Genomic DNA, 23,949 nt, shown 5'->3' on the forward strand with positions numbered 1-23,949 from the left:
AGCGACGGACTGTTAATCCGCAGGTCGCAGGTTCGAGCCCTGCTCGGGGAGCCAATTCTGATTACAATGAACCGTCCTAACAGGGCGGTTTTTTGTTTTGCACGTGTTATCCCTGCCGCCTACCTGCCTGATTTCCCCCTCTTCTTTTTTGACAAGCTTTGCATTGATACCCAAGAATGCGCTGAGCAACATATCAGCATATTCATGCTAAACTAGAGTTTGATTAACACAGTATTAAATAAAACTCAAAGGATCAGCCATGTCCATTCTGAAAGAATTCAAGGAATTTGCTGTCAAAGGCAATGTAATCGACCTGGCCGTCGGTGTGGTCATTGGCGGTGCCTTCGGCTCCATCGTCAAATCGCTGGTAGATGATGTCATCATGCCTCCTATTGGCCTGCTGGTAGGCAATGTCGACTTTGCCAACCTGTTTCTGGTCCTGAAAGAAGGCGTCAAACAGGCTGGACCTTACGCTTCGGTTGCAGCCGCCAAACAGGCGGGTGCGGTGACAATGAATATTGGTCTGTTCATCAATTCGCTGGTGAGCTTTACCATTGTTGCCTTTGCCATTTTCATGCTGGTAAAAGCCATCAACAGACTGAAGCGGGAAGCCCCGGCGGAAGCTGCCCCTGCTCCAGCGACCAAGGAATGTCCTTACTGCCTGTCCAGTGTGCCGCTCAAGGCCAGCCGCTGCCCCTGCTGCACCTCGCAGCTGGACTGAACGCTGCTGCAGGCAGACAAATAAAAAGAGGCCCGAGGGCCTCTTTTTTCATGCGGGCTGGTAATTTAGCGCGTGGTCTTGTTTTCCAGACCAGCGGCCTCCAGCAGGCTGCTGGGATCAAAACCCAGTCGCAACGCTCCCCAATGGCGGCCATCCACAAATACCGGCAATGTCAGTTCGGAAAGAATCTCACCGGTATCCCGCATATAGGTATGCAGCAGAAAAGGCTCGGTATTGCGTGCTGATTTCAGCCCGGCCGGATCAGCAAACATGCGCTTGTCGCGACTGTTTACCAGATCTTTCTCTTCATCGCCGCTCAGGGGTTGGCTATACCAGCTATTGTGGGTTGGGGCGTAGCCATTGGTATCCACCAATAGACAAAAACGACCGCCTACGACATCTCGCACGAGCCCGTCGTAATGCGGCTGCACCAGCCCAGCCAGCTTCTCGTCATAAGCAGTATGGTATTTGGTTGGCTTGCTGCCGGGAATTGCCTGATAGCGCCTGTCAAAGATATCGGCACCGCCTTGCAATTGCTGTTGCAGCACGCCCTGCAAATGATCGCGCAGATGACGTGCCAGGCCGATCATGCGGTCAAATTCACCCTCTCCGATAATAAAGCGGGAAACCATTTCCTGAACCTGCTCGGCCACGCCAGACAGCTCATCAGCCACTTGTTCAGTATGATTCAGGCGCTCGGTAACCTGCTGACCAAGCCCATGAATTTCGGAAACGTGACGATTGACCTGCCGGTTGGTCTCGGCAAAGTCCTCCATGGTGCCGGCAATTTGGGTCAGGCTGCTGGCGGTGGTTTCAAAATCGCCCATCATGCGACCAAAATGCTGCGATGCACGAGAAACCACTTCTCTTGCCTGGTGGGTGCCTGCGGTAATTTCGTTGGTTTCCACCTGGGTGTCGGACACCAGGCCCAGCATGCCGTCGATATTGCTGGAAATTTCGTCGGTTGCCTTTTTCACCTTTTCTGCCAGCTTGCGCACTTCATCTGCCACCACGGCAAAACCGCGTCCGGTTTCCCCGGCTCGCGCTGCCTCGATGGCTGCATTTAGTGCCAGCAGATTAGTCTGGTCCGAAATATCCTTGATGAGATCAACAATCGTCTTGATGCTGGCCGAACGCTGGCTCAGATCTTCGACGGTCTGATTGAAATGGCCCACTTTCTGGCTGATGTCGAAGATGCGATCCGCAACGGTTTTCAGCTCGTCGTATGACTCGCGCGCGACATCCAGATTGGACAAGGTGGAAGACGAAATGGACTGGGTCTGGCCGGTTACCTGGTTGATGCCGCTGGTTGTCTGATCGCTGGCAGCCCGTACCCGGGTAGCAAATTCATCCTGCCGTACCGCACTGCTTAGCGATTCGCTGACATTCTTGCGGGTACGCGCCGAGTCCATGGCAATACGCACCGTCATCAGGCGCACATTGCTGATGATTTCACGCATTTTCAACTGAAAACGGTTATAGGAAACCGAAACCTCACGAATTTCATCATGCGTGATGGTCGGAATATCACGCGACAAATCCCCCTCGCCCGCCCCGATTTCATTGAAGATGCCAATAATCATCTTTAAGGGTCGTACGATCAGGTAGCGTAAGTACCAGACCATAAAGCAAACAAACACAAAACCAGCCAACCACAAGCCTGTCGACCAGAAGATCGCCCCGTCTATGCTGCTGCGAATACTTTCCAGCGTTGCCGCGCTCATGCCAGAACCATTGAGCTGGCCGCGAATATCCGTCAATACCAGATAGACATATACCAGCATGAAGAGCTGGAACAGGCTCAAAAAAAAGAAACTGCACAATTTTCTGGTAAGGGTGTAGAAAATCTTCTTCTCAACCAGGGTATAAATGCGCCAGAACCACTCCATGCTCTCTCCTTACGACCTGCTGGTATTACTTGTTATATGTTTAAAGCGGGCGCTACATTTTTACCTGAATTTTGTGAAAAGACTACTCAAATTTAGGATAAAACTGATTGCTATCAAGAATTATTATCATCAAAGTCATAAAAAAGAAAAACTGTTAACAAAGAAACTAAAGAATCACAACTCCCCACCACTCGCTTCCCCAGGTAGACGCTGCCACACCATCCAGAACTCCTGACCGGCAAATACGGGAATGGTGGTGTGAACGACCTGGCACGTCCGCAAGGCAAAGTATCCGGAGAAAAGCTGCTGCAGCGCCTGCAGACTGGTGCCAAACGGCGGTCCCTTCGGCTTCTCCGCCAGAAAAAACACCCCCGCCAGGTAACCATCAGGACGAATGAGCTGACTCATTTTCTGGGTATAGTCATCCCAGCGGGCTGGCGGCAAGGCACAGAGAAAAGCACGTTCAAAAATGACGTCATAAGCCTGCGGGGCAGACAGGGCAAAGAAATCTGCCTGCCATAAGCGGGCTGGCGTGTCTTGCAAGGCAAGCGCCGCGCGCTGGATGGCCTCAAGACTGAAGTCGATAGCATCCACTTGCATGCCGGCCTTTACCAACCAGGGCAGGTCGCTGGCACTACCGCAGCCAGGCAGAAGAACCTTGCTGGCTACTGGCAGGCTGGCAATGAAACGGTGCATCTGCTCATCCGGGCTGGCGCCTTCCCAGGGTGTTACCCCCTGCTGATAGCGCTGATCCCAAAATTCTGGCAGCGAGCTGTCTTGCGCCATACTTTAGTCCTCTCTGTAATACTAATTTGCTAACGCAATATATTGGCGCAGTTGCGCCTCCACCCCATCGAGCCCCTGCTCCATGGCCAGCGGCAAGCTTCGGCCATCGGGCAAGCGCAGCTGCAGTTGTCCATTCAGCAGACGCAGCAGGATCACCCTGCCCTCCAGCCGTACGACACCCCATTCGATGCCATCCATCTCTTGCAGGTCGAGCAAGGTACCCAAGCGCTCGGCAATATCCAGCAGGGGCTGGCGTAGCGGCAGCCGTTGCCACACCTGTTCGCGCTCCGGGCCTGCCATGAAGCACCAGTTGGAAATCTCGGCAAAACTGCGGGCACAACCACGGCAGACATTGTCACCTACCGCCGTCGTGCAACGTGCGATACATGGGGAGTCGGGACGCTCCAACACCATTGATTACTCCTGAATGAAACACTTCCGTCATACTTCTTGACGAACGCAATAAAAATGTCAGATAACTGAAAGATCGCTGCAACACGATATAGCCCAATGCCTCGTAACGAATTATTGGTTTTCAGAATATTACGCATTCTGCGCACCAAGCAGGTGCAATATCTGGATGAACGCCAGATCATGGCAGCTATCCAGCGTGAAACAGGGGACGAATTCAACGCGTCCACCATCCAGGCGCACCTGCATTACATGCAGCAGCATGGCCTGCTTAAGCCGATCAACCTGAAGCAGCAGGGACACGGCTATGCGCTGGACTGGGCTGGTTACGACTATCTGGATGCTTCCTGAAACGGCGGCCCTGGTGCAGATTATCCAGAATACCGGGCGATAACACCGGCTCTCCCCTGCACTGGCCTGAAAACAGAAAACCCCGGCTTCCCGGGGTTTTTTCATGGCTGGCCTGGCAGTTTAGGCCGTGGCCGCAGGTGGCGGCACCAGCATGGCCAGTTCCTGTTCGGTAAACAGCCGCGACAGGGTAACAAAGCGCATGCCTTCTGTCGCCTCCAGCGAAAACCCGCTGCTGCGCCCTGGCTGGGCATCAATGGTTAGTTGGCAGTTTTGCCAATAACCATACAAAAATTCGCTGATGTAAAAAGGGCAGCCGCCGATTTCTCCCAGCAGAATGTCATGATCGCCAACACGGAATTCCTGCTGGGTAAAGCATAGTGGCGCGCTGCCGTCACAACATCCACCAGACTGGTGGAACAGCAAGGAACCATGACGCTGGCACAACACCGACAATAGTTCCGCAGCACGCTCGGTCATGTTGACGCGGGAAATCATGTCATTCCTTTGCGAGACACCGGCGGCGCCAAAGCGAGAGCGGCTCGCGCCACCCCCAAGGAGGACCGCTGCTTACAAACAGTCACGGCCATTCAGGCCGTGGCTGTGAAATAAAAGGCAATCAGGAAGCCGACAGTGCAGTGCGCTGCACCACACCGTCGGAAACCGGATTGACCTTGCCGCTTAGAAGAAGCCCAGGGCTTTCGGGCTGTAGCTCACCAGCAGGTTTTTGGTTTGCTGGTAGTGATCCAGCATCATTTTGTGGGTTTCACGACCGATACCGGACTTCTTGTAACCACCAAAGGCAGCGTGTGCCGGGTAGAGGTGGTAGCAGTTGGTCCAGACGCGGCCAGCCTTGATTTCGCGGCCCATGCGGTAGGCGGTATTGCCGTCGCGAGTCCACACCCCGGCCCCCAGGCCAAAGGCGCTGTCATTGGCAATGCGCAGGGCCTCTTCCTTGTCCTTGAAGGTGGTGACGGCAACCACCGGTCCAAAGATTTCCTCCTGGAAGACACGCATCTGGTTGTGGCCCGCCAGAATGGTGGGCTGCACGTAGAAGCCTTCGGCCAGTGCGCCACCCAAATGTGCCTGACCACCGCCAGTCAGAATCTGCGCACCTTCGGCACGGCCAATATCGATATAGGACAGGATCTTGTCCAGCTGCTCACGCGAAGCCTGGGCACCGATCATGGTGGACATATCCAGCGGGTTACCCTGCTTGATGGCCTTGACGCGGGCGACGGCGCGCTCCATGAAGGCATCGTAGATGGATTCCTGTACCAGCACGCGCGACGGGCAGGTGCAGACTTCACCCTGGTTCAGGGCAAACATGGCAAAGCCTTCCAGCGCCTTGTCGAAGAAGTCGTCGTCTTCGCGCATCACGTCTTCAAAGAAGATATTGGGCGACTTGCCACCCAGCTCCAGCGTAACCGGGATGATGTTTTCGGCAGCGTACTGCATGATCAGACGACCAGTGCCGGTTTCGCCGGTAAAGGCCACTTTGGCAATGCGCGGGTTGGTGGCCAGCGGCTTGCCGGCTTCCACACCAAACCCGTTCACCACATTGAGCACACCGTCCGGCAGCAGGTCGGCAATCACTTCCATCAGCACCAGAATGGCCATCGGGGTTTGTTCGGCTGGCTTGAGCACGATGCAGTTGCCGGCGGCCAGTGCCGGGGCCAGCTTCCAGGCGGCCATCAGCAGCGGGAAGTTCCACGGAATGATCTGACCGACTATGCCCAGCGGTTCGTGGAAATGGTAAGCCACAGTGTCTTCGTCCAGCTCGGACAGCGAGCCTTCCTGCGCCCGCAGGCAGGAGGCGAAGTAACGGAAGTGGTCTACGGCCAGCGGCAGGTCAGCGGCATTGGTTTCGCGGATGGGCTTGCCGTTGTCCAGGGTTTCCACCAGTGCCAGGAACGGCAGGTACTCTTCCAGACGATCGGCAATCTTCAGCAATACATTGGCGCGCACGGCCGGTGCGGTGCGGCCCCAGCGGTCGGCTGCGGCGTGGGCGGCATCCAGGGCCAGCTCGATATCGGCAGCGGTGGAGCGGGCAATGTCACACAGCGGTTTGCCATCGATCGGGCTGATGTTGGTGAAGTACTGGCCCTGTACTGGTGCCACCCAACGGCCGCCGATGAAGTTGTCGTAACGGGATTTCAGCGGGAGTTTCTTGCTGAGTGCTGCGAGCGCTTGCTGATACATGACGTTGCCTCCTGGCTATTAGAATCGGAGCGCCGGGGTTTACTTCCGGCTGCCATGTCATTGTGCGAAATCGCCCTGTATTCCTCTATTCGACTTTGGTCTTAGAAAAGTGGCAGCAAGCCTGTCAGCATGTTCAGCAGCCGGCAGGCTGCGCCAATCGGCCCAGATGGCCGATGAGTGCGCGCAGCTTGGCCGGACGTACCGGCTTGGTCAGCATGGCCCAGTCGCCGGCAGCAATTTCAGCGGCAACTTCCGGTGTACGGTCTGCCGTGATGATGGCGGCCGGAATCCTTTGCTGCAGTTGCTGATACAGCGCACGAATCACCTGCGGCCCGCGCTCGTCCTGGTCCAGATGGTAATCGGCCAGAATCACATCCGGCGGGCGGCTTAGCTGTGCCAGCAAGGCCAGCGCCTCTTCCCGGCCACGGGCAATCAGTGGCAAACACCCCCAGCCGGATAGCAAGGTGCTCATGCCAGCCAGAATGGCGGGTTCATTATCAATCAGCAGCACCGACAAGCCTTGCAGCTCTGACAGGCCGGATACCGCCACCCGCTCCTGCTGGCGCGGCATGACGCTGACGGATTCGGCCTGGCCATAAGGCAGCACAATGCCGAAGAAAGAGCCACGACCATAATGTGAACGCACCACCAGCCGGTGTTGCAATCGGCCAGCCAGCCGCTTGACGATGGCCAGCCCTAGCCCCAGGCCCTTGCTACACATGGCACTGTGCTCGGACAAGCGCTGGAACTCCTCGAAGACCAAGGACAGCTTGCCAGCGGGAATGCCCTGCCCCTGATCCCACACGCCAACCAGTACCCCTTCTGCAGTGCGCCGCGCCCCCAGCAGCACGCGGCCCTGCTCGCTATAGCGCAGAGCATTGCTGAGGAAATTACGCAAAATGCGTCCCAGCAGCACCCAGTCGGTATGCACCACCACCGGCAAGGGATGGCAACGCAGGCTTAATCCGCGCTCGGCCAGCAAGGGACTGAACTCGATGCTGATCTGACGCAGCAGTTGGTCCAGCTGAAAGTGACGGTGCTCCACCTGCAGCGCACCGGCATCGATGCGGGATAGCTCCAGCAGGGTATTGATCAAATCATCCACCGCCTCCAGCGAGCTGGCAGCATGCTGTGCCAGCCGCATGCCGTCACCGGCGGTTTCGCGCTCGGCCAGGCTGGCAACAAACAGCCGCGCCGCATTCAGCGGCTGCAACAGATCGTGGCTGGCGGCGGCAAAAAAGCGGGTTTTGCTGCGATTGGCCTCTTCTGCCGCCACAATGGCCTCTCGCAACTGGGTATTGGCCTGGCGCAGTTCGACAGTGCGTGCCGTCACGCTTTGTTCCAGCTCTTCCTTGGCCCGCTGCAACACCTGCTCGGCGCGGCGGGTTTGGGTGATGTCCTGGATCAGCGCATAAAAACCATGCACCGCGCCATCTTCGCCAATATGGGGAATGAAGGCCGCCTGTGCATATTCCACCGAACGCTTGGGGGCGGGCATTTTAAGTTCGAATACGGATGAGATGCCCGCCAACGCCTGCTCGACAAAATGGCGGCGCGGATCATACAGGGCCGGTCCCAGCACATCGCGCAGGGTATGGCCGTTGATTTCGTGCACCGGCTTGCCAAACCAGTCTTCATAGCCTTTGTTGGTGAAACGGTAGACCTGGTCTTTGTCGACATAGGAAATCAGCGCCGGTAGTGCGTCGGTAATCAGCCTGAGCTTGGACTCGCTCTCGCGCAGCGCACGCTCATCATGCTTGCGGGCCGTGACATCACTGCAGGTAATCACAAAACCGGCATTGGGCATGGGGCAGGATTCAATCTCCAGCACAAGACCGTGGCCGGTTTCCACTTCGTAACTGCCATTCACCGGGCATAGCAGCGGAATTTCCGCATCAACCGGCAGCGCCTCGCCGATGCACAGCGCTGCCGGTGCTAAGCCAGCCAGTTCACAAAAGCGGTGATTCCATGCCAACAGCCGGGAGTGCTGATCGAATACGGCAATGCCCTGCCGCAGGCTGTTGACCGTGGCCTCCAGCAACTGACGGTGTGCGGCCTGGTCTTGCAGGCGCAGCAACTGCTCCTGACGCTTGATTTCAGTAATGTCGGTATAAATGGCTACGCGCCCGCCGTCGGCCGTTGCCCGCTCACTGACCCGCAAGCAGCGCCCGTCACTCAGCGGTTCCAGATAACTGCCCGTGCAATCCTGATGCAGCGTGCTGCGTTGCGCACGCCAGGGTTCCGCTCGGCCCAGTGCTTCCAGCGCGCTGCCTGAATCCGCCAGATGATCCAGATATTCAGAAAAATACATGCCGGTATGCACATGGCGGCGCAGCGCCGGTTGCAGATCGACAAAGCGCTGGTTGAAGCGCACCAGCCTATCGTGCTGGTCCCACTGCGCAAAGCCGTCAGCAATGGTATCCACCGCCACACCCAGCCGGTTATTGGCTTGCTCGGCTGCCAGCCGGGCCTCTTCCAAGGCGATATTGCTGGTTTTCAGGTCGTTGATGGCGCGTTCCAGTGCGTGGGTACGCTCCTGGATGCGTTTTTCCAGTTCAGCCGACACCTGGAAAATGGTAAAGGAATTACCATTGTCCGCCATGCCGCTTTCCACGCGGTAGATCAGCGCATTGTTGATTTTGCGCAGCTTGGCATTGTCCTTTTCCAGCTGGGCAATGTACTGCAGCAGCGCGGGCTTGTCGGCAAGATTGATGTCAGCAGCCAAATCCATGCTTATCCCCGGAATTATCCTGCGTAATCAGTGGCATAACCGATGGCAATGCCGGTGAAGGTCTGGTTCACATGCATGGCATTAAACTGCTCGCCATAGGTGTTGAAGCCGACAACCCGGTTTTGCACCAGCAAGCTGGAGAGCCGGCTTTGTGCATCCGTATTGCTGATCATGATGCGACGCAGCACACAGTCACAACCCAGCACCACCTGCAAGGGGCCCAACTGCTTGCGTACCCGCGCAAAAGTCTGATCCAGGCTGGCCACCAAGTCCTGCGCCTGGGTGCCAGACAGCACCACCCCCTCGTCCACACTGCAGAAAAAGGACAGCGACAAGTCGTGATTGACACGCTGGATGGAGCGCACATACGGTACGCCCCCTACCTGCAGCACCAAGGGATGCGCGGCAAAGGTATTGGCATCCAGCTGATCCGGGTCCAAGCCCAGGGTGCGGCAATATTCCACCGCAGCCGGCTCGGCGTTGATTTCCGTCACCAGCCGGCTATCCACATCCGCCTCGGTAATCACCATGCGCTCACCGCTACGGGCGGCATGCTCAGACTTGAACATTTCAAAGGGATGGCGGCTGGCCACCATGACAAAGACTGCCGCCTGATTGTGAAACCGGCCATCCAGCAATACGGCGGTGTTTTCAAAGCGCATATTGTCACCGGCAGAGCCACCCAGCAGCGGGATATGCCCCAATGCAGATGACAAGCGGCTGGCTACGCGCTCCTCGCAGGCGGCCAGACCGTCTATCAGCATCAGCGCAAAGCTGTTGTGATCGATTGCCTTGCCGCTATTACGCGCCAGCTCGTGCCTGGCCGTCATCACCGCTTCAAATGCATCGGCCAGCTCGAAAGCGTGCAGATCGTCCAGCCGGGAGGCCACGGCAAAGAAATCCGGCGCGGCAAAGCTGACGCCGCTGATGCTGCCTTGCTGATAACCATGGCAGCCAATTTCACCAGCCGTAGTGCAGCCCACCACCAGCGCAGTGCCAAAATACTGCTGCAAGGCAGGTGCCAGCCGGGCCAGATCATAAGCCGGGGAAATGAACAGCAGCACCAGGGACAGCGCTGGCTGATACAACTGGGCAAACAGCTCGGCGGCTGCCTGCGACGGGTCCTGCTGCTGGGTGCTGCCCAGCAATACCAGGGGTTTCTCCATCTTGTCTCCACCTTGCTGCCCGGCGTTGCAGGGGCAGCTATTCTTGTGAGTTGGCCGGTTTTATTGACTGATCTGCACCGGCTCGTACTTTATGTTGTGCGGCAAAATCCATCCGGCCTTGTCGGGCTTGCCCGGACCGGCTCATTGCATTCTAGCGCTGCATTTGCAGCAGCGGCCAACAGCATCAACAAGATAATGATGTGCAGCCATGTTTTGGGTGCCGCATGTCACGCGCATGCTGCCAGCCGCTGCGGTTTCAGGCTATAGTCTTGGACGCTGTCAGCTCCGGGCAGCCACTTTTGCGAGGCCAATTCAAGATGGACATGAGTGTATTGATTGCCGATGATCATCCGCTATTCCGTGAAGCACTGAAGGACGTGGTGCTGGAAGCATTCGGGCGAGATATTCGTCTGGTTGAATGCACTTCGCTGGAGGAGGTACAGGCCGCCATCAATGACGACTCGCTGGAACTGGCTTTGCTGGACCTCAACATGCCCGGCATGCATGGTCTCAGCGGCATTGCCCTGCTACGGCAAGCCGCACCGGTAGTTCCGCTGGTGGTGGTTTCCGCCGACGAGCGCAGCGAAGTGGTCGCCGCCGCGCTGCAACTGGGCGTATGCGGTTTTATTCCCAAATCCACCCCGCGCAAGCAAATGGCCGATGCGGTACGCCGTATTGCCGAAGATGGAGAAATCTACCAGCCAGCGCAACTTGCCGGTCACGACACCAACAGCCCCACACCGCTGCCCTTATCCGCCGAACAACAGGCCATGCGCAGCCACATTGCCAGCCTTACCCGACAAGAACGTTGTGTACTGGAAGCCATTGTGGCAGGCAAGCCCAACAAGATTGTCGCCCATGAGCTGAACATTGCGGAAAGCACGGTCAAGGCACATGTTTCAGCCATTCTGCGCAAACTGGAAGTCAACAGTCGAACCCAGGCCGTGATCAAGGCCGGGCCATTGCTGCGCTGAAAGCCACGCTGGCAGGCCATTGTCCCATTCCCAAGCAAGATCAATGCGCAGCAGCCCATCTTGGCTGACTGCTTTATTGCTGAATATCCTGAATCCCATCCCCATGCGGCAGCCTTGCTGCGGCCGACAAGGCTTGAACGTGAAAAAGCCCACCATGACAGTGGGCTGTGCGCGAAGGTGACGCGCTGCTTATTATTTGATGCTCAGGCAGACGTGTCTATTCTTGTCCCGATAGTACCCGACGCCGGTGTGGCTTTCTGCTCAACTTCATTGGCCTTGCTGTTGTCGTTGTCACCATCACGATCAGTGACACGCTGCGTAGCTTGGCTTGCTGCCCTGCTGACTGATTGATAACCCTGATAAGACGTTGCACTGCCTATACTCGATATCATGGACTTGTCCTCTTGATTGAGAGTCAATCCGCATTACTCTCTCACAACAAGATTAAGCAAACCTTAAATCCCGCCACGATTTCCATCTTGGGTAGGCCAGGCAGGTGGAAGCTCACCGACCCTGCTCAATTCACCAGCTCGGTGGCAATTTGTATCTCGCCGGTCAGCAGCTTGTGTATCGGGCAGCTATTGGCCACTTTCAGCAACTGGGCTTGCTGCTCCGGACTTAGCGCCCCCTGCACCGTGATCCGCCGTGTAATCATATTGCCGTTTTCCGGCTTCCCGTCCGGGTTGAGTTGTAATTCAACCTGAACCCCCTGCAATGGGAGTTGACGGCGGGTAGCCACCATTTGCAAGGTAATCGCGGTGCAAGCACCCAAGCTGGCCAGCAGCAGCCGATCCGGCGTTGGTGCCGTATTACCGCCACCAAGCGCTTCGGGTTCATCGGCCGCCCAGCTATTGCCGAGGTCATCGGTAAACATCACACGGTAAGGCGTGTCTTGCAGCAGGGCCTTGACGGTGGCAGTAGACATTTTCTTCTCCTTATCAGACAGCAAAGCTCAGGTGTTCGGCTTGGGTACCTATCGGCAATACGCACGCAGGATGCAGCGGCTAGATTACAGCATCATTCCGCCTGAAGCCTCAATCCGCTGACCGGTTATCCAGTTGCTTTCCGCAGTCATCAACGCAGCAATGGCATCGCCAATATCATTGGGCAGCCCGGCACGTCCCATTGCCGTATTGGCTGCGATCATGGCGTTAACCTGTGGATTGTCGCGCGTGCTGCCACCGCCAAAGTCGGTTTCAATAGCTCCGGGAGCAAGCACGTTTGCCGAGATACCACGCGGGCCGAGCTCCTTGGCAAGATAGCGCGTGAGGGTTTCGATCGCCCCCTTCATCGTGGCGTAGGCAGCGTAGCCAGGAAAGCTGAAGCGTGCCAAACCACTGGAGATATTCAGAATGCGCCCGCCATCAGCAATCAGCGGCAACAGCGTTTGGGTCAGAAAGAAAACACCCTTCAGATGCACATTCATCAGCGCATCGAATTGTTCTTCCGTGGTTTCGGCAAAACTGCTGTAGATGCCCATCCCGGCATTATTGATAAGGTAGTCAATCTGCCCGGCCTGCCACTTGGTTTGCAGCAGCGTTTTCAATTGTTCGGCAAAGTCGGCAAAGGCGTGCACATTAGCTGCGTCCAGTTGTAGCGTAGCGGCGCGACGCCCTTGCTTTTCAATTTCAGCCACCAGCGCCGCCGCGTCATCCTGCTTTGTGTGATAGGTAAAGATAACGTCAACTCCCTTGGCAGCCAGCTTGAGGGCTGCATTTTTACCGAGGCCGCGACTGCCACCGGTGATGAGTGCGATGCGTTGAATCATGGTGCTCTCCTGCTAGAGTGAACGGGTTCAGGGACATGGCCATGCCTGATGATTCGCAGTCTATTGGCAAGCTGTAGCAGGATAAACCGTCAATTTTTGGCTAGACTGTCCAATATTTACCAACAAAACCCTGCCCACCATGAACCAGCTCGATTCCATGCAGATTTTTGTGCGCGTTGCCGAACTCTCCAGCTTTACGGCGGCGGCAGAGAGCCTGGGGCTACCCAAGGCAACGGTTTCGCTGGCGGTACAGCAGCTGGAGAATTTGCTTGGCACACGCTTGCTGCATCGCACAACGCGCAGTGTGCAGATGACACAGGATGGACGAGCCGTCTTTGAACGCAGCAAGGATCTGCTGGCTGATTTTGCTGAACTACAGCATCTGTTTCGCAAGGCGCCTTCCGCCGTCAGCGGGCGCTTGCGGGTGGATATGCCGATTGCCATCGCTCGGGATCTGGTGATTCCCAATCTGTCGGACTTCCTGCGTCAGCATCCGGCGCTGGAATTGGAGCTAAGCAGTACCGACCGGCGCGTGGATCTGGTGCGTGAGGGTTTCGATTGCGTATTGCGCGTGGGAGCCTTGCTTGATTCCAGCCTGATTGCCCGGCCACTGGGGCAGTACCGCATGATCAACTGCGCCAGTCCTGCTTACATTGCCGAGCATGGTTTGCCGGTGTCGCTTGCCGATCTTAGCCATCACCGCCTGGTGCACTATCTCACCCACTTCGGCGGCCGCGAACCGGGCTTTGAATACGTTGATCCTGATACCCCAGGCAGCATGCGCCATATGCCGATGGGCGGTGTGCTCACCGTGAACAACTCCGAGGCCTATACGGCGGCCTGCCTTGCCGGGCTGGGCATCATACAGTCACCCGAGCCGGGCATGCGCAGCTATCTTGCCAACGGGCAACTGGTGGAATTACTGCCCGCCTATCGCCCTGCACCCATGCCTGTTTCCTTGGTCTACGCGAACCGTCGCCACTTGCCACAACGCGTACAGGTGTTCATGAGCTGGATCAGCAGCCTGCTGCAGCCACGCTTGCTGGATGCCAGCAAGCGGTCATAAAGCGGTATACGCTCTGGTTGCAATACTCATGCTTGCCCCACGGCAAAGCATGGCAAGCGGCATGGCATGCCCACTCCGGCCGCGCCTGGCCTTAGCCAGCGGCGGCCAGGTGAACCAGCGCCTGCCGCTGGTTTAACGCTTGCCCGCAGCCTCTTCGCGCCGGCGCTTGGCCTCGGCCAGCAGATAAACCTGGTAATCATCCAGATCGCCTTCAAAGTCGCTGACACCGCCGCGCGACACCATCCAGAACTCGTCACACACCGCACGCAGCAGGGCACGATCGTGGCTGACCAGCATCACCGAGCCTTCAAACTCGTTGAGCGCGACGCTGAGCGCCTCGCGCGTGGCCAAGTCCAGATGGTTGGTCGGTTCATCCAGCAACAGCAGATTGGGACGCAGCCACACAATCATGCACAACACCAGCCGTGCTTTTTCACCGCCGCTCATGCTGCCTACGGCCTGCTTGACCATGTCGCCGCTGAAATTGAAGGTGCCAAGGAAATTGCGCAGCCCTTGCTCGCGGCAGTCATTGGCTGGCGGACGCAGTTGGGTGGGCGTTTCCCGCACCAAGCGCAGCATGTGCTGCAGCGGGTCGTCCTCTGGCCGCAATACGTCCAGCTCCTGCTGCGAAAAGTAGCCGATACTCAGGCCCTTGCCACGGATGATCTCGCCGCTGGTGGCTTTCAGCGCTTCGGCCACCGTTTTCACCAGGGTGGATTTGCCCTGGCCGTTGGCCCCCAGAATACCAATACGCTGACCAGCCAATACCGAGCGATTCACCCCTTGGACAATCACGGTAGGCGGCGTGCCTTCCGGTGCACTTTCCGGGGCCGGATAGCCAAACGACGCCTGCGACATGGTCAGCATGGGGTTGGGCAGGCTGCTCGGTTCCTTGAATTCGAACTGGAAGTCGGCATCAGCCAGCACCGGCGCAATCTTCTCCATGCGCTCCAGTGCCTTGACCCGGCTTTGTGCCTGCTTGGCCTTGCTGGCCTTGGCCTTGAAGCGGTCAATGAATTTTTGCAGATGGGCCATTTTTTCTTGCTGCTTGGCCTGTGCCGCCTGCTGCAGAATGATTTGCTCGGCGCGCATGTCCTCGAACTTGCTGTAGTTGCCGCCGTAGCGCACCAGCTTGCCGTGGTCGATATGCAGGGTGACATTGGTAACCGCATCCAGAAATTCGCGGTCATGGCTGATCACCACCATGGTGCCGGTGTATTGCTTGAGCCAGGCTTCCAGCCACACCAGGGCATCCAGGTCCAAGTGGTTGGTTGGCTCGTCCAGCAGCAACAGGTCCGACGGGCACATCAGCGCGCGCGCCAGTTGCAGACGCATACGCCAGCCGCCGGAGAAGCTGTTCACCGGCTGCTGCAGCTCCGCCACACTAAAGCCCAAACCCAGAATCAGCGCCTGCGCCCGGGCCGGTGCATCATGCTCACCGGCATCATTCAGCGCGGTGTAGGCATGTGCCATGCGCATGTAGTCTTCACCGGCCTCGGCTTCCGCCACTTCGCGCCGCGCCGCCAACAAGGGAATATCGCCCTCCACCACAAACTCTGTCGCGGTCTGGGACGTTTCCGGCATGTCCTGCGCCACCTGTGCCATGCGCCACTGGCTGGGAATGGAGAATTCACCGCCATCTTCGTGCAGGCTGCCATTCAGTACTGCAAACAGCGACGACTTGCCCGCGCCATTCCGCCCGACAAGGCCGACTTTTTCGCCGGGGTTGATGCTGACGGTTGCGCTGTCCAGCAAGACTTTGGTGCCGCGACGCAAGGCCACGTTTTTCAGGATGATCATGAGGGAATAGCCGTGCTGCAATGTTGAGGAGGCAAAAAACAGTAAACCAGCGGCTACTGTTTTTCGACGGAATCCGATAAAAAAACAGAGCCCCCGGACACATTGTCCGAGGGCAAGGCAGAGATTATACGCAGATATACCTTCGTGCAGGGCAGCGCATTCTCCCCCACTGCTAAAGACACTCCGGCACATAGCCAAACGGGATTGATGCACTTGCACCTGGCGCGGGAGCAAAACCGGACGGATGCAGGATCAGGCCATCCATGCACTGCGGGGCAAGGTTAAAAGCCGTATACAACGCGCTTGAACGATTCCAGGCGCCGAAGGGCGGCTTTTTAACCTGGAGAGTGCCCACATCCAGCTCACTGCGCATTTGCCTTCTTGTTACCTGCCGACAAAGTGCTCCAGGCCACGCTCGCCAACCGGAGCCTCTGCCAACCACGGTATCAATGCTGATTGCTTGGCCAGCGTGTCAGCAACGCGACGGATGAAAGGCACTTCATAAGCACCCCGCTGGCAAAGAATGGGATGCGTTGTTCCGCTGGCCAACAGCGACTGGTTGATGACCCAGGCATGCGGCTGGATACCGGCCCGTGCCAGGTCGGCGCTAAGGCGTTCTGCCTCATGCACCGGGGTGGCTTCCGGCAGGGTCACAATCAGCACACGGGTATAGCCAGGGTCGCGCAGCCGGGGCAGCAATTGGAGCACGGCCTCGGGCATGTCACCTTGGGTGCGCATGACTTCGCGGTGGTAGGCCTCGGCAGCGTCAAGCAAGAGAATGGTATGCCCGGTTGGCGCAGTATCCAGTACCACGAAGCCATCCTTGCCTTCATCCACAGTGCGGGCGAAGGCGCGGAAAACGGCAATTTCTTCAGTACACGGGGAACGCAAGTCTTCTTCCAGCATGGCGCGCCCGCCTGCATCGAGATGCTGCCCCGCCTTGGCCAACACCTCTGCGGTGTATTGCTTTACTTCCTGCACGGGGTCGATGCGTGTCACCGCCAGTCCGGGTACGACACCATCAATGGCGGCTGCGGTGTGGGCGGCCGGGTCGGTGGTGGAGAGCACCACCTTGTGGCCTTTTTTGGCCAGCGCAACTGCAATGGCGGCCGCCACCGTGGTTTTGCCGACGCCACCCTTGCCCATGGTCATGATCACCCCGTGTCCGCTGGCCGCGATATTGTCGACCAGGCCGCGCAAACTGGGTGGTAGCGCGGTTGCCGGCATAACGGTGCTGGTTGGTGGCGTCACTGTTTCGGGGTGTGCCATCTCACGCAGGGCATCCAGCCCCACCGTGCCACGTGGCAGGAAGGGAATGCGTGTTTGCGGTAAGTCGGCAAGTTCTGGTGGCATGGTTTCGATGGCTGCCGAGGCGCGCGCCAGCATGGCAGCGGCAATCGCATCGCCAGCCGTGTCGCCGCAGAACAAGCCGTTGATGACCAGCGTCTGGTTGCCAATGCCCAGGTCAGTCAGTTCATGACGGGTGCGGTTGGCCTCACGCAAGGAAGCGGTGTCGGCACGCGCAACCAGAACCACCGTTGTCTCGCTGGCGCTGGACAGCCGGGCTACCGTCGCGGCATACAAGGCCTTTTGTTTTTCCAGGCCTGCCAAGGGGCCCAGGCAGGAAGCACCGCCGGTCGAGGATGAGATGAACTCATCCCAAGCGGAAGGTAACGTCAGCAAGCGCAGCGTGTGGCCGGTGGGGGCGGTGTCGAAGATAACGTGATCGAACGCGGCAGTTGCCGCCGGGTCGCCAAGTAGTTTCGAGAATTCATCAAAAGCCGCAATTTCAACGGTGCAGGCACCGGAGAATTGCTCCTCCATGCTCTGGATAGCTGCAGCTGGCAGGATGCCGCGATACGGGGCCACCATCCGTTCCCGGTAGCTATGCGCAGCCGCTTCCGGGTCGATATTCAATGCAAATAATCCAGGCGCGCCCGGAATGGCGGTTGGTGACTGACTCAACCCCACACCGAGCACCTCGTCCAGGTTGGAGGCGGGGTCGGTGCTGACAATGAGCACCTTTTTGCCAGCTTCGGCCAGCGTCAGGCCGGTGGCACAGGAGAGTGATGTTTTACCGACGCCGCCCTTGCCAGTAAAGAACAGGTAGCGGGTGTGGATGGTGGGCAGCGACATGATTCACTCCTTATTCAGCAGGTTCCCGGCTTGCAACCGCAACCACCGGCCTTGATGCGTGGTTTCTCGGCCGTGGTCAGCACAATGCCCAGCTTCTGGGCCAATTGGGCGCGCGACGGATACATCCCGGTGGACACAATGTGGCCATCAACAGCCAGGATGGGCAGGCGGTCCATGCCGGCTTCCATTTCCTTGAGCACGGCGGGGTTCGCGGCAAAGGCCTGCGGTTCCTGACCCAGGTTATGGCGCTCAACCGTGACGTCGTGCGCTTCAACCCATTTCAGGTCGGCCGCAAACTGGGCCAGTACCGGGTCAACATCCACCCCGCAAACACCTGTTGAGCAACACATGGCGGGGTCAAACACTTCAAGTTTCTTCATGATGCTCTCCTTACACGGTTCAGGCTTCGTACCAGCCCTTGGATGCATTAACCACTTTAACCACCAGCAGCATGACCGGCACCTCGATGAGAACGCCAACCACCGTTGCCAGCGCTGCGCCAGATTCAAACCCGAACAGGCTGATGGCCGCAGCCACGGCCAGCTCGAAGAAGTTGGATGCGCCAATCAGTGCCGACGGGCAAGCAACGTTGTGCTTCTCGCCAACCACCTTGTTCAGCCAGTAGGCCAGCGCCGAATTGAAGAACACCTGGATGAGAATGGGTACGGCGAGTAAGGCAATCACCAAGGGCTGCTTGATGATGGCTGCGCCCTGAAAGGCAAACAGCAGCACCAGGGTGGCCAGCAGTGCCGAAATGGACCACGGGCCAATCCGGGCCATGGCGGCATCAAAGGCAGCCAGTCCCCTGGCCAGCAAGGCCTTGCGTAGAAGCTGGGCCAGGATGACCGGAATCACGATATAGAGCACCACCGAGGTCAGCAGCGTATCCCAGGGAACGGTAATGGACGAAATGCCCAGCAAAAACGCCACGATGGGGGCGAAGGCAAACACCATAATGCTGTCGTTCAGCGCCACCTGCGATAGCGTAAACAGCGGGTCGCCGTTGGACAGGCGGCTCCAGACAAACACCATGGCGGTACAAGGCGCAGCTGCCAGCAAAATCAGCCCGGCGATGTAGCTATCCAGCTGGTCGGCAGGAAGCATGGGTGCAAACAGATTGCGCACAAACAACCAGCCCAGAAAGGCCATCGAAAACGGCTTCACCAGCCAGTTAACCAATAGCGTGACGCCAATGCCCCGGACGTGTTGCTTCACTTCATGCATGGCGCTGAAATCAACCTTGACCAGCATCGGGATAATCATCACCCAGATCAGCAGGCCGACCGGCAGATTCACCTGCGCGATTTCCATATGGCCAATGGCCTGAAACACGTGCGGTGCCAGCTGCCCGGCAGCAATGCCGGCGATGATGCACAGGAACACCCACAGCGTCAGGTAACGCTCGAACACGCTCATGGGCGCGCCAGTGGCGGCTTTGGCGCTGACTTCACATTGAACCACAGACATGATGACTCCTTACAAACCCAGGGCTGCGCGTACCGCAGGCACCAGACGCGCGCGGATGTCGTCACGCACCGCCAGGAAGCTGTCCAGCGGCTCGCCGTGCGGGTCATGAAAGCCCACATGGATGCGCTTGACCGGACGCGGAAAGACGGGGCAGGTTTCCTTGGCGTTGTCGCACACGCTCACCACCAGGTCGATATCCTGCTCCATCACCTCTTCAACAGTCTTCGGGAACAAGCCATCAGTCGGCAGCCCGGCCAGCTTCAGGGCCTGGATGGCACCATCGGCCACCTTGGCTTGCGGGCTGGTTCCGGCGGAAATGCCGCGCACCAGGCCTGCCAGGTCGTGATTGAGGATGGCTTCGCCCATCTGGGAGCGACAGGAGTTGCCGGTGCACAGCACAAGGACGGTTTTGGGATGGCGCATGGTCATTATTCCTGGGGTTCGGTTTTTTTGCTGCGACGCTTGGCGACGGTGTCGCACGCGCTGGTCTTTGGCAGGCATGCCTTGCCCTGACAGCAGTTGTGGGCCAGGAAGGCAATCAGCTCATCCATCGTCTCGTATTCAGCCGAATAGTGGATGAAGCGACTCTCGCGCTCGCCCTTGATCAGGCCAACACGGCTCAGATGCGACAGGTGGAAGGACAGCGTGGCATTCGGGATGCCCAGACGCTCGCCAATGGCAGAGGCGTTGATACCCTCCGGGCCGGCTTCCACCAGCAGGCGGAAGATGGCAAGACGGGACTCGTGCCCGAGGGCAGCAAGGATTTCAGCAGCGTTTAAGGTTTCCATATTTCCAAGTTTATAGAAATGTAATCACAAGTCAAATGACGGATTTGTTGCTGATGAGCTGCATCAAGGCGCGAGGGAGAAAATAAAGCTGACTGGGCCGTCCACTATGCAGCTTGAAGCGGTCAGATGGCACAGGCGATCCGCTTGTTACCATAGCAGTACAGCACGACCATTGAGAAAGTCTCAGATCAGTGCGTGCAGGGTTTCCACCAGCAGGTGTAGTTGCGGAAGGTCTGCCGATGAAACCGGAGTCACCAGATAGTAGCCATCCTCCCCCGAGTGCCATTGCGCAAATGGCATCACCAATGTGCCTTGAGCGAGTTGGTCCTGAAATAATCGCGGGTCTGACAAGGCGATACCATAGCCCTGAGCAGCGGCATTGACTGCCGCATCCAGCGAATCAAACACCAGGTGCTGCCCCGGCATTGCGCCTGCCGCATAGGTTTGCCACCAGGCTTGCCATTCTTGCTGGCTACCATTGGCATGGAGCAGCCGGTAGTGCGCCATGTCTGCTGGCACCTGCAGATCCATCGACAGTGTGGCACTGCACATCGGGGTGAGTTGCTCGGGAAACAGCAGCACCGACTTCAACCCTTCCCACTGCCCGTTACCGCGCACAATCATGGCATCAAAATCGCCACTGCCAAATTCAGGACGATCAAGCACCGTGGTACTGATTTCCAGCTGAATGCCAGGCAGGCACTGCTGTATGACATCAAGGCGAGGCAGAAACCAGCGTAAGGCAAAAGTGGATGGCAAGCGCAGGTGGATACGGTCTGGCTGCCGCAAGGCGTTGGCGGAGAAACTGCTCAAGCTACCCAGCGCCAGGCTCGCCACGGCGTACAAGCGCTTACCATAAGGGGTCATGCTCATTCCGCTGGGTGTACGGTCAAATAGCCCCTGCTGATAAAACTGTTCCAGCTGTTGAATCTGCCGACTGACCGCCCCCTGGGTACGACAAAGTTGCCGCGCAGCACGGGTAAGACTGCCCAGGCTGGCTACCGCGATAAAGGCTTGCAAGCCCATCATGGAAGGCAAAGGCCGGGTCAAGGCAACCAGGGGGTATGCATCTTTTGCATCCCCCTGTTCAGAATTAGTCGATATGCCGCTCACGATCATCCTTGCTAAGGTCTGGCTTCCAAACAGAAACAGGTGAAACCGATGTCTGAAGCAGAAGCAAACAATTTTGCCGGGAAACTGAAAGAGTACCTGCACCAACTAGAAGCGGGCAATGTAGAAGGCGTTGTCGCCTTGTTTAGCACCAATGCCCGTATCTACTCGCCCCTGCTGGGCTGGGTAAGTCCAAGGCCGTTTTACGCAAAACTGGCCGATGCATCCGGTAATAGCAGCATTACCTTGCTGGATCTTTTCCAGAGCACGCAAGGCAATCGCACCGCCAATGCTTATTTCCGCTATGACTGGGTATTACGAGACGGTAGCAAGGTCAGTTTCGATTGTGTCGATGTCTTTGACTTCAATGCGCAAGGGCTGATCGAGAAGCTGGTCATCATTTACGATACGCATCAAATCCGTGCGGACTTGGGAAACCGGTTTGTGTAGTGCAAATTCCAGAGATGGTTTGTGCGTGTGGCAAGTTGCGTAGCCAAGCGGACGCACCATCACTGGATCGGCCACAGTAGGCGGTCGATACCCCACGCGTGCGTGGTGGCTTTCGACCCAAAACCGAAGTTCGACTCCCCCACAATATTGGTCTGCGGCTCGAGGTTCGCAAACTCACCGCCGTTGATAGATAACACCCTGTACGGCAATTCGCTCTGGCTCAGACTCTTCATCAAAGCGCCGATGTGCTGCGGATATAGCCAGCTTGTTGGTATTCGCCCAGTTGACCAGCGACATGACTGGTCCTAACAGCGTTATTCCCAATTCAGTGAGCTCATAGTCGACGCGCGGCGGAATGGTTGGATACATCGTTCGGGTAATCAGCCCATCACGCTCCAAACCCCGCAGCGTCAGCGTCAGCATGCGTTGCGAAATGCCGTCTATTTCCCGCTTAAGCTCATTGAAGCGCATCACTCCGTTTGCCAGCGTGGCGATGATGTAAAGGCTCCACTTGTCACCGATACGATCCAGGATTTCGCGGGTGGCCTGGCAGCCTTCTGCATCCGGGTCCGGCATGTCTTCAGGTAATTCCATGTGACTCAGTGACATACATGTGCCTTCTTGTGGATGAACGATGGGAACCATACCATCCTTCGTATTGTTCTGTAATTCAGGATTGAACAATTACCTAGTTACATTTTTATCCTAAGGAAGCATGATGAGCCACATCCTACTGATCACCTCAAGCCCGCGTGGGGCTGACAGCCTTTCCTCCCGCCTCGCAACCGAGCTTGCCGCAGGCATCAAGGCGCACACTGACGGTACGCTCACGGTGCGTGATCTCGCAGCAGATCCACTTCCCCACATCACTTCGGCCTACATCCATGGCCGCATTACGGCGCCAGATGCCCGGACACCCGAGCAGGCCGAAGCAGTCGGGATCGCCCAAGAATTGGTTGATGAGTTAAAAGCTGCTGACGTAGTCGTGCTTGGCTCGGGAATGATCAACTTCGGACCGTCCTCGCAACTCAAGGCTTGGTTTGATCACGTTACCTGGCCGGCGGTCACCTTCGGCTACGGCGACACCGGGCCGAAGGGATTGCTGACGGGGAAAAAGGTCTATCTCGTCACCGCTGCCGGCGGTGTGTTCTCGGAAGGCGTCTGGGCTCCGTTCGATTTTCAGAGCAGCTACCTCCTGCACATGCTCGGTTTCATTGGCCTGACTGACGTTGAACTGGTACGCGTTGAAGGCACCGTGTTCGGCCCTGATGCGGCAAAGGCCGCCATCGCCAATGCCGAAAAGGCTGTACATACCCTGTTGGCGCAGGTGGCATGACCATCACAATGACGAAGATCGGCGCTATTACGGCGCGGGTAACCAGCCAGTGTGCTTAATGGTGATAAAACCGCGTTCCGGCAGGCCTTCATACAGGCCATAGGCCTGACCCCGCAGGACGACCACCGCAGAATGCAAAGCCACCAACACTAAGCGGAGAAGTTGCGAGCGACCCGGCACAGAGCATTGCTTGAAGTACGCCCTTGTTTGCTAGATACCTCGTGACCGCTTAAACAAGAAACGGACATCGTTACCCGCACTGGGGGTCAACCGCTTTAGCCGAATTGCCGCCACGACACCCTGCTATCACGCAGGGTGTTTGCCTCTCCGCGTATTCATCATTGCCGGTCTTCTTCTGCGCATGGTGCGTCCCCCATCGAGCTACTGGCCGATGCCAGCCCAGTGGCAGCTGTTTCTGGCCCGCCGCCAGCGCAACAATCCGAACTCAAGCCTTTCCCTACACTACTTGCCGGGCAAGCTGCCGCCCAAATCGCTATCAGTGGTGCCGGTCTCGTTGCTCAAACCGACGGATGGGATTCGATGGTTGAGCGGGCCGGAACGTCTCGCGATCATGGGCTTTGCCTCGGACTGGATGCGACCAAATTGCAGAGGCTCACGCTGCCGGTAACGCCGTTGTGCCGCAAGTCGTGGGATGGATCGCCAGGAAGCTGAGGGGGACTTATGTGTAGGGGTGGCGGGTAAGCAGAACAAAGGGGGGCAGGACCCCTTTCTGTTTGGCTGGATGTCGGCCAAAGCGGTCCTTCCTCGGCTTGCTAGGCAAGGGCTGGTTTACACAGGAT

At 57.6% G+C, this 23,949-nt stretch carries 24 protein-coding genes; 7 read left to right on the forward strand and 17 right to left on the reverse strand.

The features are described from left to right. Window positions 1–216, forward strand: a 216-nt coding sequence (locus ACODR9_RS23005; protein ID WP_488812767.1) for a hypothetical protein, incomplete at its 5' end; no start/stop codon positions are given. A 43-nt stretch (window positions 217–259) separates the two neighbouring features. Continuing rightward, a complete protein-coding gene (gene mscL, locus ACODR9_RS23010) occupies window positions 260–721 on the forward strand; it encodes a large conductance mechanosensitive channel protein MscL (protein ID WP_488812769.1) in 462 nt (153 codons plus the stop codon). 65 nt (window positions 722–786) lie between these two features. Here the strand turns inward: mscL and ACODR9_RS23015 are convergent, their stop codons facing one another. The 3 genes from ACODR9_RS23015 to ACODR9_RS23025 form a co-directional block, all read right to left on the reverse strand. Further along, window positions 787–2,610 (reverse strand): methyl-accepting chemotaxis protein, encoded by a 1,824-nt coding sequence (locus ACODR9_RS23015; protein WP_488812771.1) that lies wholly within the window; start codon window positions 2,608–2,610, stop codon window positions 787–789. Between the two features lie 174 nt (window positions 2,611–2,784). After that, a complete protein-coding gene (locus ACODR9_RS23020) occupies window positions 2,785–3,396 on the reverse strand; it encodes a methyltransferase domain-containing protein (RefSeq protein WP_488812773.1) in 612 nt (203 codons plus the stop codon). Window positions 3,397–3,417: 21 nt separating this feature from the next. Next, window positions 3,418–3,810, reverse strand: coding sequence for a DUF1289 domain-containing protein (locus ACODR9_RS23025; protein WP_488812775.1), 393 nt, complete (start codon window positions 3,808–3,810; stop codon window positions 3,418–3,420). Between the two features lie 96 nt (window positions 3,811–3,906). Between ACODR9_RS23025 and ACODR9_RS23030 the strand changes: the two genes are divergently transcribed. Continuing rightward, window positions 3,907–4,158, forward strand: a complete 252-nt coding sequence (locus ACODR9_RS23030) for a hypothetical protein (protein WP_488812777.1) — start codon at window positions 3,907–3,909, stop codon at window positions 4,156–4,158. Window positions 4,159–4,278: 120 nt separating this feature from the next. On the opposite strand, the gene ACODR9_RS23035 is transcribed toward ACODR9_RS23030, so the two are convergent. The 4 genes from ACODR9_RS23035 to nosP form a co-directional block, all read right to left on the reverse strand. Continuing rightward, window positions 4,279–4,653 (reverse strand): DUF779 domain-containing protein, encoded by a 375-nt coding sequence (locus ACODR9_RS23035; RefSeq protein ID WP_488812779.1) that lies wholly within the window; start codon window positions 4,651–4,653, stop codon window positions 4,279–4,281. 183 nt (window positions 4,654–4,836) lie between these two features. Next, window positions 4,837–6,357 (reverse strand): aldehyde dehydrogenase, encoded by a 1,521-nt coding sequence (gene adh / locus ACODR9_RS23040; protein ID WP_488812781.1) that lies wholly within the window; start codon window positions 6,355–6,357, stop codon window positions 4,837–4,839. 133 nt (window positions 6,358–6,490) lie between these two features. Beyond that, window positions 6,491–9,088: a hybrid sensor histidine kinase/response regulator gene (locus tag ACODR9_RS23045; RefSeq protein ID WP_488812783.1), complete on the reverse strand. Its 2,598-nt coding sequence runs from the start codon at window positions 9,086–9,088 to the stop codon at window positions 6,491–6,493. Window positions 9,089–9,102: 14 nt separating this feature from the next. Further along, window positions 9,103–10,254, reverse strand: coding sequence for a nitric oxide-sensing protein NosP (gene nosP / locus ACODR9_RS23050; RefSeq protein WP_488812785.1), 1,152 nt, complete (start codon window positions 10,252–10,254; stop codon window positions 9,103–9,105). A gap of 323 nt (window positions 10,255–10,577) precedes the next feature. Between nosP and ACODR9_RS23055 the strand changes: the two genes are divergently transcribed. Then, window positions 10,578–11,228, forward strand: coding sequence for a response regulator (locus ACODR9_RS23055; RefSeq protein ID WP_488812787.1), 651 nt, complete (start codon window positions 10,578–10,580; stop codon window positions 11,226–11,228). 517 nt (window positions 11,229–11,745) lie between these two features. Here the strand turns inward: ACODR9_RS23055 and ACODR9_RS23060 are convergent. Then, window positions 11,746–12,153, reverse strand: a complete 408-nt coding sequence (locus ACODR9_RS23060) for an OsmC family protein (protein ID WP_488812789.1) — start codon at window positions 12,151–12,153, stop codon at window positions 11,746–11,748. 84 nt (window positions 12,154–12,237) lie between these two features. After that, complete coding sequence (locus tag ACODR9_RS23065) at window positions 12,238–12,996, reverse strand: SDR family NAD(P)-dependent oxidoreductase (protein ID WP_488812791.1); 759 nt, start codon at window positions 12,994–12,996, stop codon at window positions 12,238–12,240. 139 nt (window positions 12,997–13,135) lie between these two features. On the opposite strand from ACODR9_RS23065, the gene ACODR9_RS23070 reads away from it, so the two are divergent. Then, on the forward strand, window positions 13,136–14,062 hold the full coding sequence (locus ACODR9_RS23070) for a LysR family transcriptional regulator (RefSeq protein WP_488812793.1): 927 nt from the start codon (window positions 13,136–13,138) through the stop codon (window positions 14,060–14,062). Between the two features lie 132 nt (window positions 14,063–14,194). Here the strand turns inward: ACODR9_RS23070 and ACODR9_RS23075 are convergent, their stop codons facing one another. From ACODR9_RS23075 to ACODR9_RS23105, 7 genes are all read right to left on the reverse strand, one after another. Continuing rightward, a complete protein-coding gene (locus ACODR9_RS23075; protein ID WP_488812795.1) occupies window positions 14,195–15,862 on the reverse strand; it encodes an ABC-F family ATP-binding cassette domain-containing protein in 1,668 nt (555 codons plus the stop codon). A gap of 384 nt (window positions 15,863–16,246) precedes the next feature. Further along, on the reverse strand, window positions 16,247–17,998 hold the full coding sequence (arsA, locus tag ACODR9_RS23080) for an arsenical pump-driving ATPase (protein ID WP_488812797.1): 1,752 nt from the start codon (window positions 17,996–17,998) through the stop codon (window positions 16,247–16,249). Between the two features lie 14 nt (window positions 17,999–18,012). Next, on the reverse strand, window positions 18,013–18,378 hold the full coding sequence (gene arsD / locus ACODR9_RS23085) for an arsenite efflux transporter metallochaperone ArsD (protein WP_488812799.1): 366 nt from the start codon (window positions 18,376–18,378) through the stop codon (window positions 18,013–18,015). 19 nt (window positions 18,379–18,397) lie between these two features. Beyond that, on the reverse strand, window positions 18,398–19,465 hold the full coding sequence (gene arsB, locus ACODR9_RS23090) for an ACR3 family arsenite efflux transporter (protein WP_488812801.1): 1,068 nt from the start codon (window positions 19,463–19,465) through the stop codon (window positions 18,398–18,400). A 9-nt stretch (window positions 19,466–19,474) separates the two neighbouring features. Next, a complete protein-coding gene (locus ACODR9_RS23095; RefSeq protein ID WP_488812803.1) occupies window positions 19,475–19,888 on the reverse strand; it encodes an arsenate reductase ArsC in 414 nt (137 codons plus the stop codon). A gap of 5 nt (window positions 19,889–19,893) precedes the next feature. Next, entirely contained in the window at window positions 19,894–20,253 is a 360-nt protein-coding gene (locus tag ACODR9_RS23100) for an ArsR/SmtB family transcription factor (RefSeq protein ID WP_488812805.1), read from the reverse strand. A 183-nt stretch (window positions 20,254–20,436) separates the two neighbouring features. After that, window positions 20,437–21,282 (reverse strand): LysR substrate-binding domain-containing protein, encoded by an 846-nt coding sequence (locus tag ACODR9_RS23105; RefSeq protein WP_488812807.1) that lies wholly within the window; start codon window positions 21,280–21,282, stop codon window positions 20,437–20,439. A 132-nt stretch (window positions 21,283–21,414) separates the two neighbouring features. Between ACODR9_RS23105 and ACODR9_RS23110 the strand changes: the two genes are divergently transcribed. Continuing rightward, entirely contained in the window at window positions 21,415–21,813 is a 399-nt protein-coding gene (locus ACODR9_RS23110; RefSeq protein ID WP_488812809.1) for a nuclear transport factor 2 family protein, read from the forward strand. A gap of 174 nt (window positions 21,814–21,987) precedes the next feature. On the opposite strand, the gene ACODR9_RS23115 is transcribed toward ACODR9_RS23110, so the two are convergent. After that, a complete protein-coding gene (locus ACODR9_RS23115; RefSeq protein ID WP_488812811.1) occupies window positions 21,988–22,407 on the reverse strand; it encodes a winged helix-turn-helix transcriptional regulator in 420 nt (139 codons plus the stop codon). 124 nt (window positions 22,408–22,531) lie between these two features. On the opposite strand from ACODR9_RS23115, the gene ACODR9_RS23120 reads away from it, so the two are divergent. Beyond that, window positions 22,532–23,149: an FMN-dependent NADH-azoreductase gene (locus ACODR9_RS23120; protein ID WP_488812813.1), complete on the forward strand. Its 618-nt coding sequence runs from the start codon at window positions 22,532–22,534 to the stop codon at window positions 23,147–23,149. Window positions 23,150–23,949 lie beyond the last annotated feature (800 nt).

The sequence above is a fragment of the Aquitalea sp. FG25 genome (genome assembly GCF_057809375.1).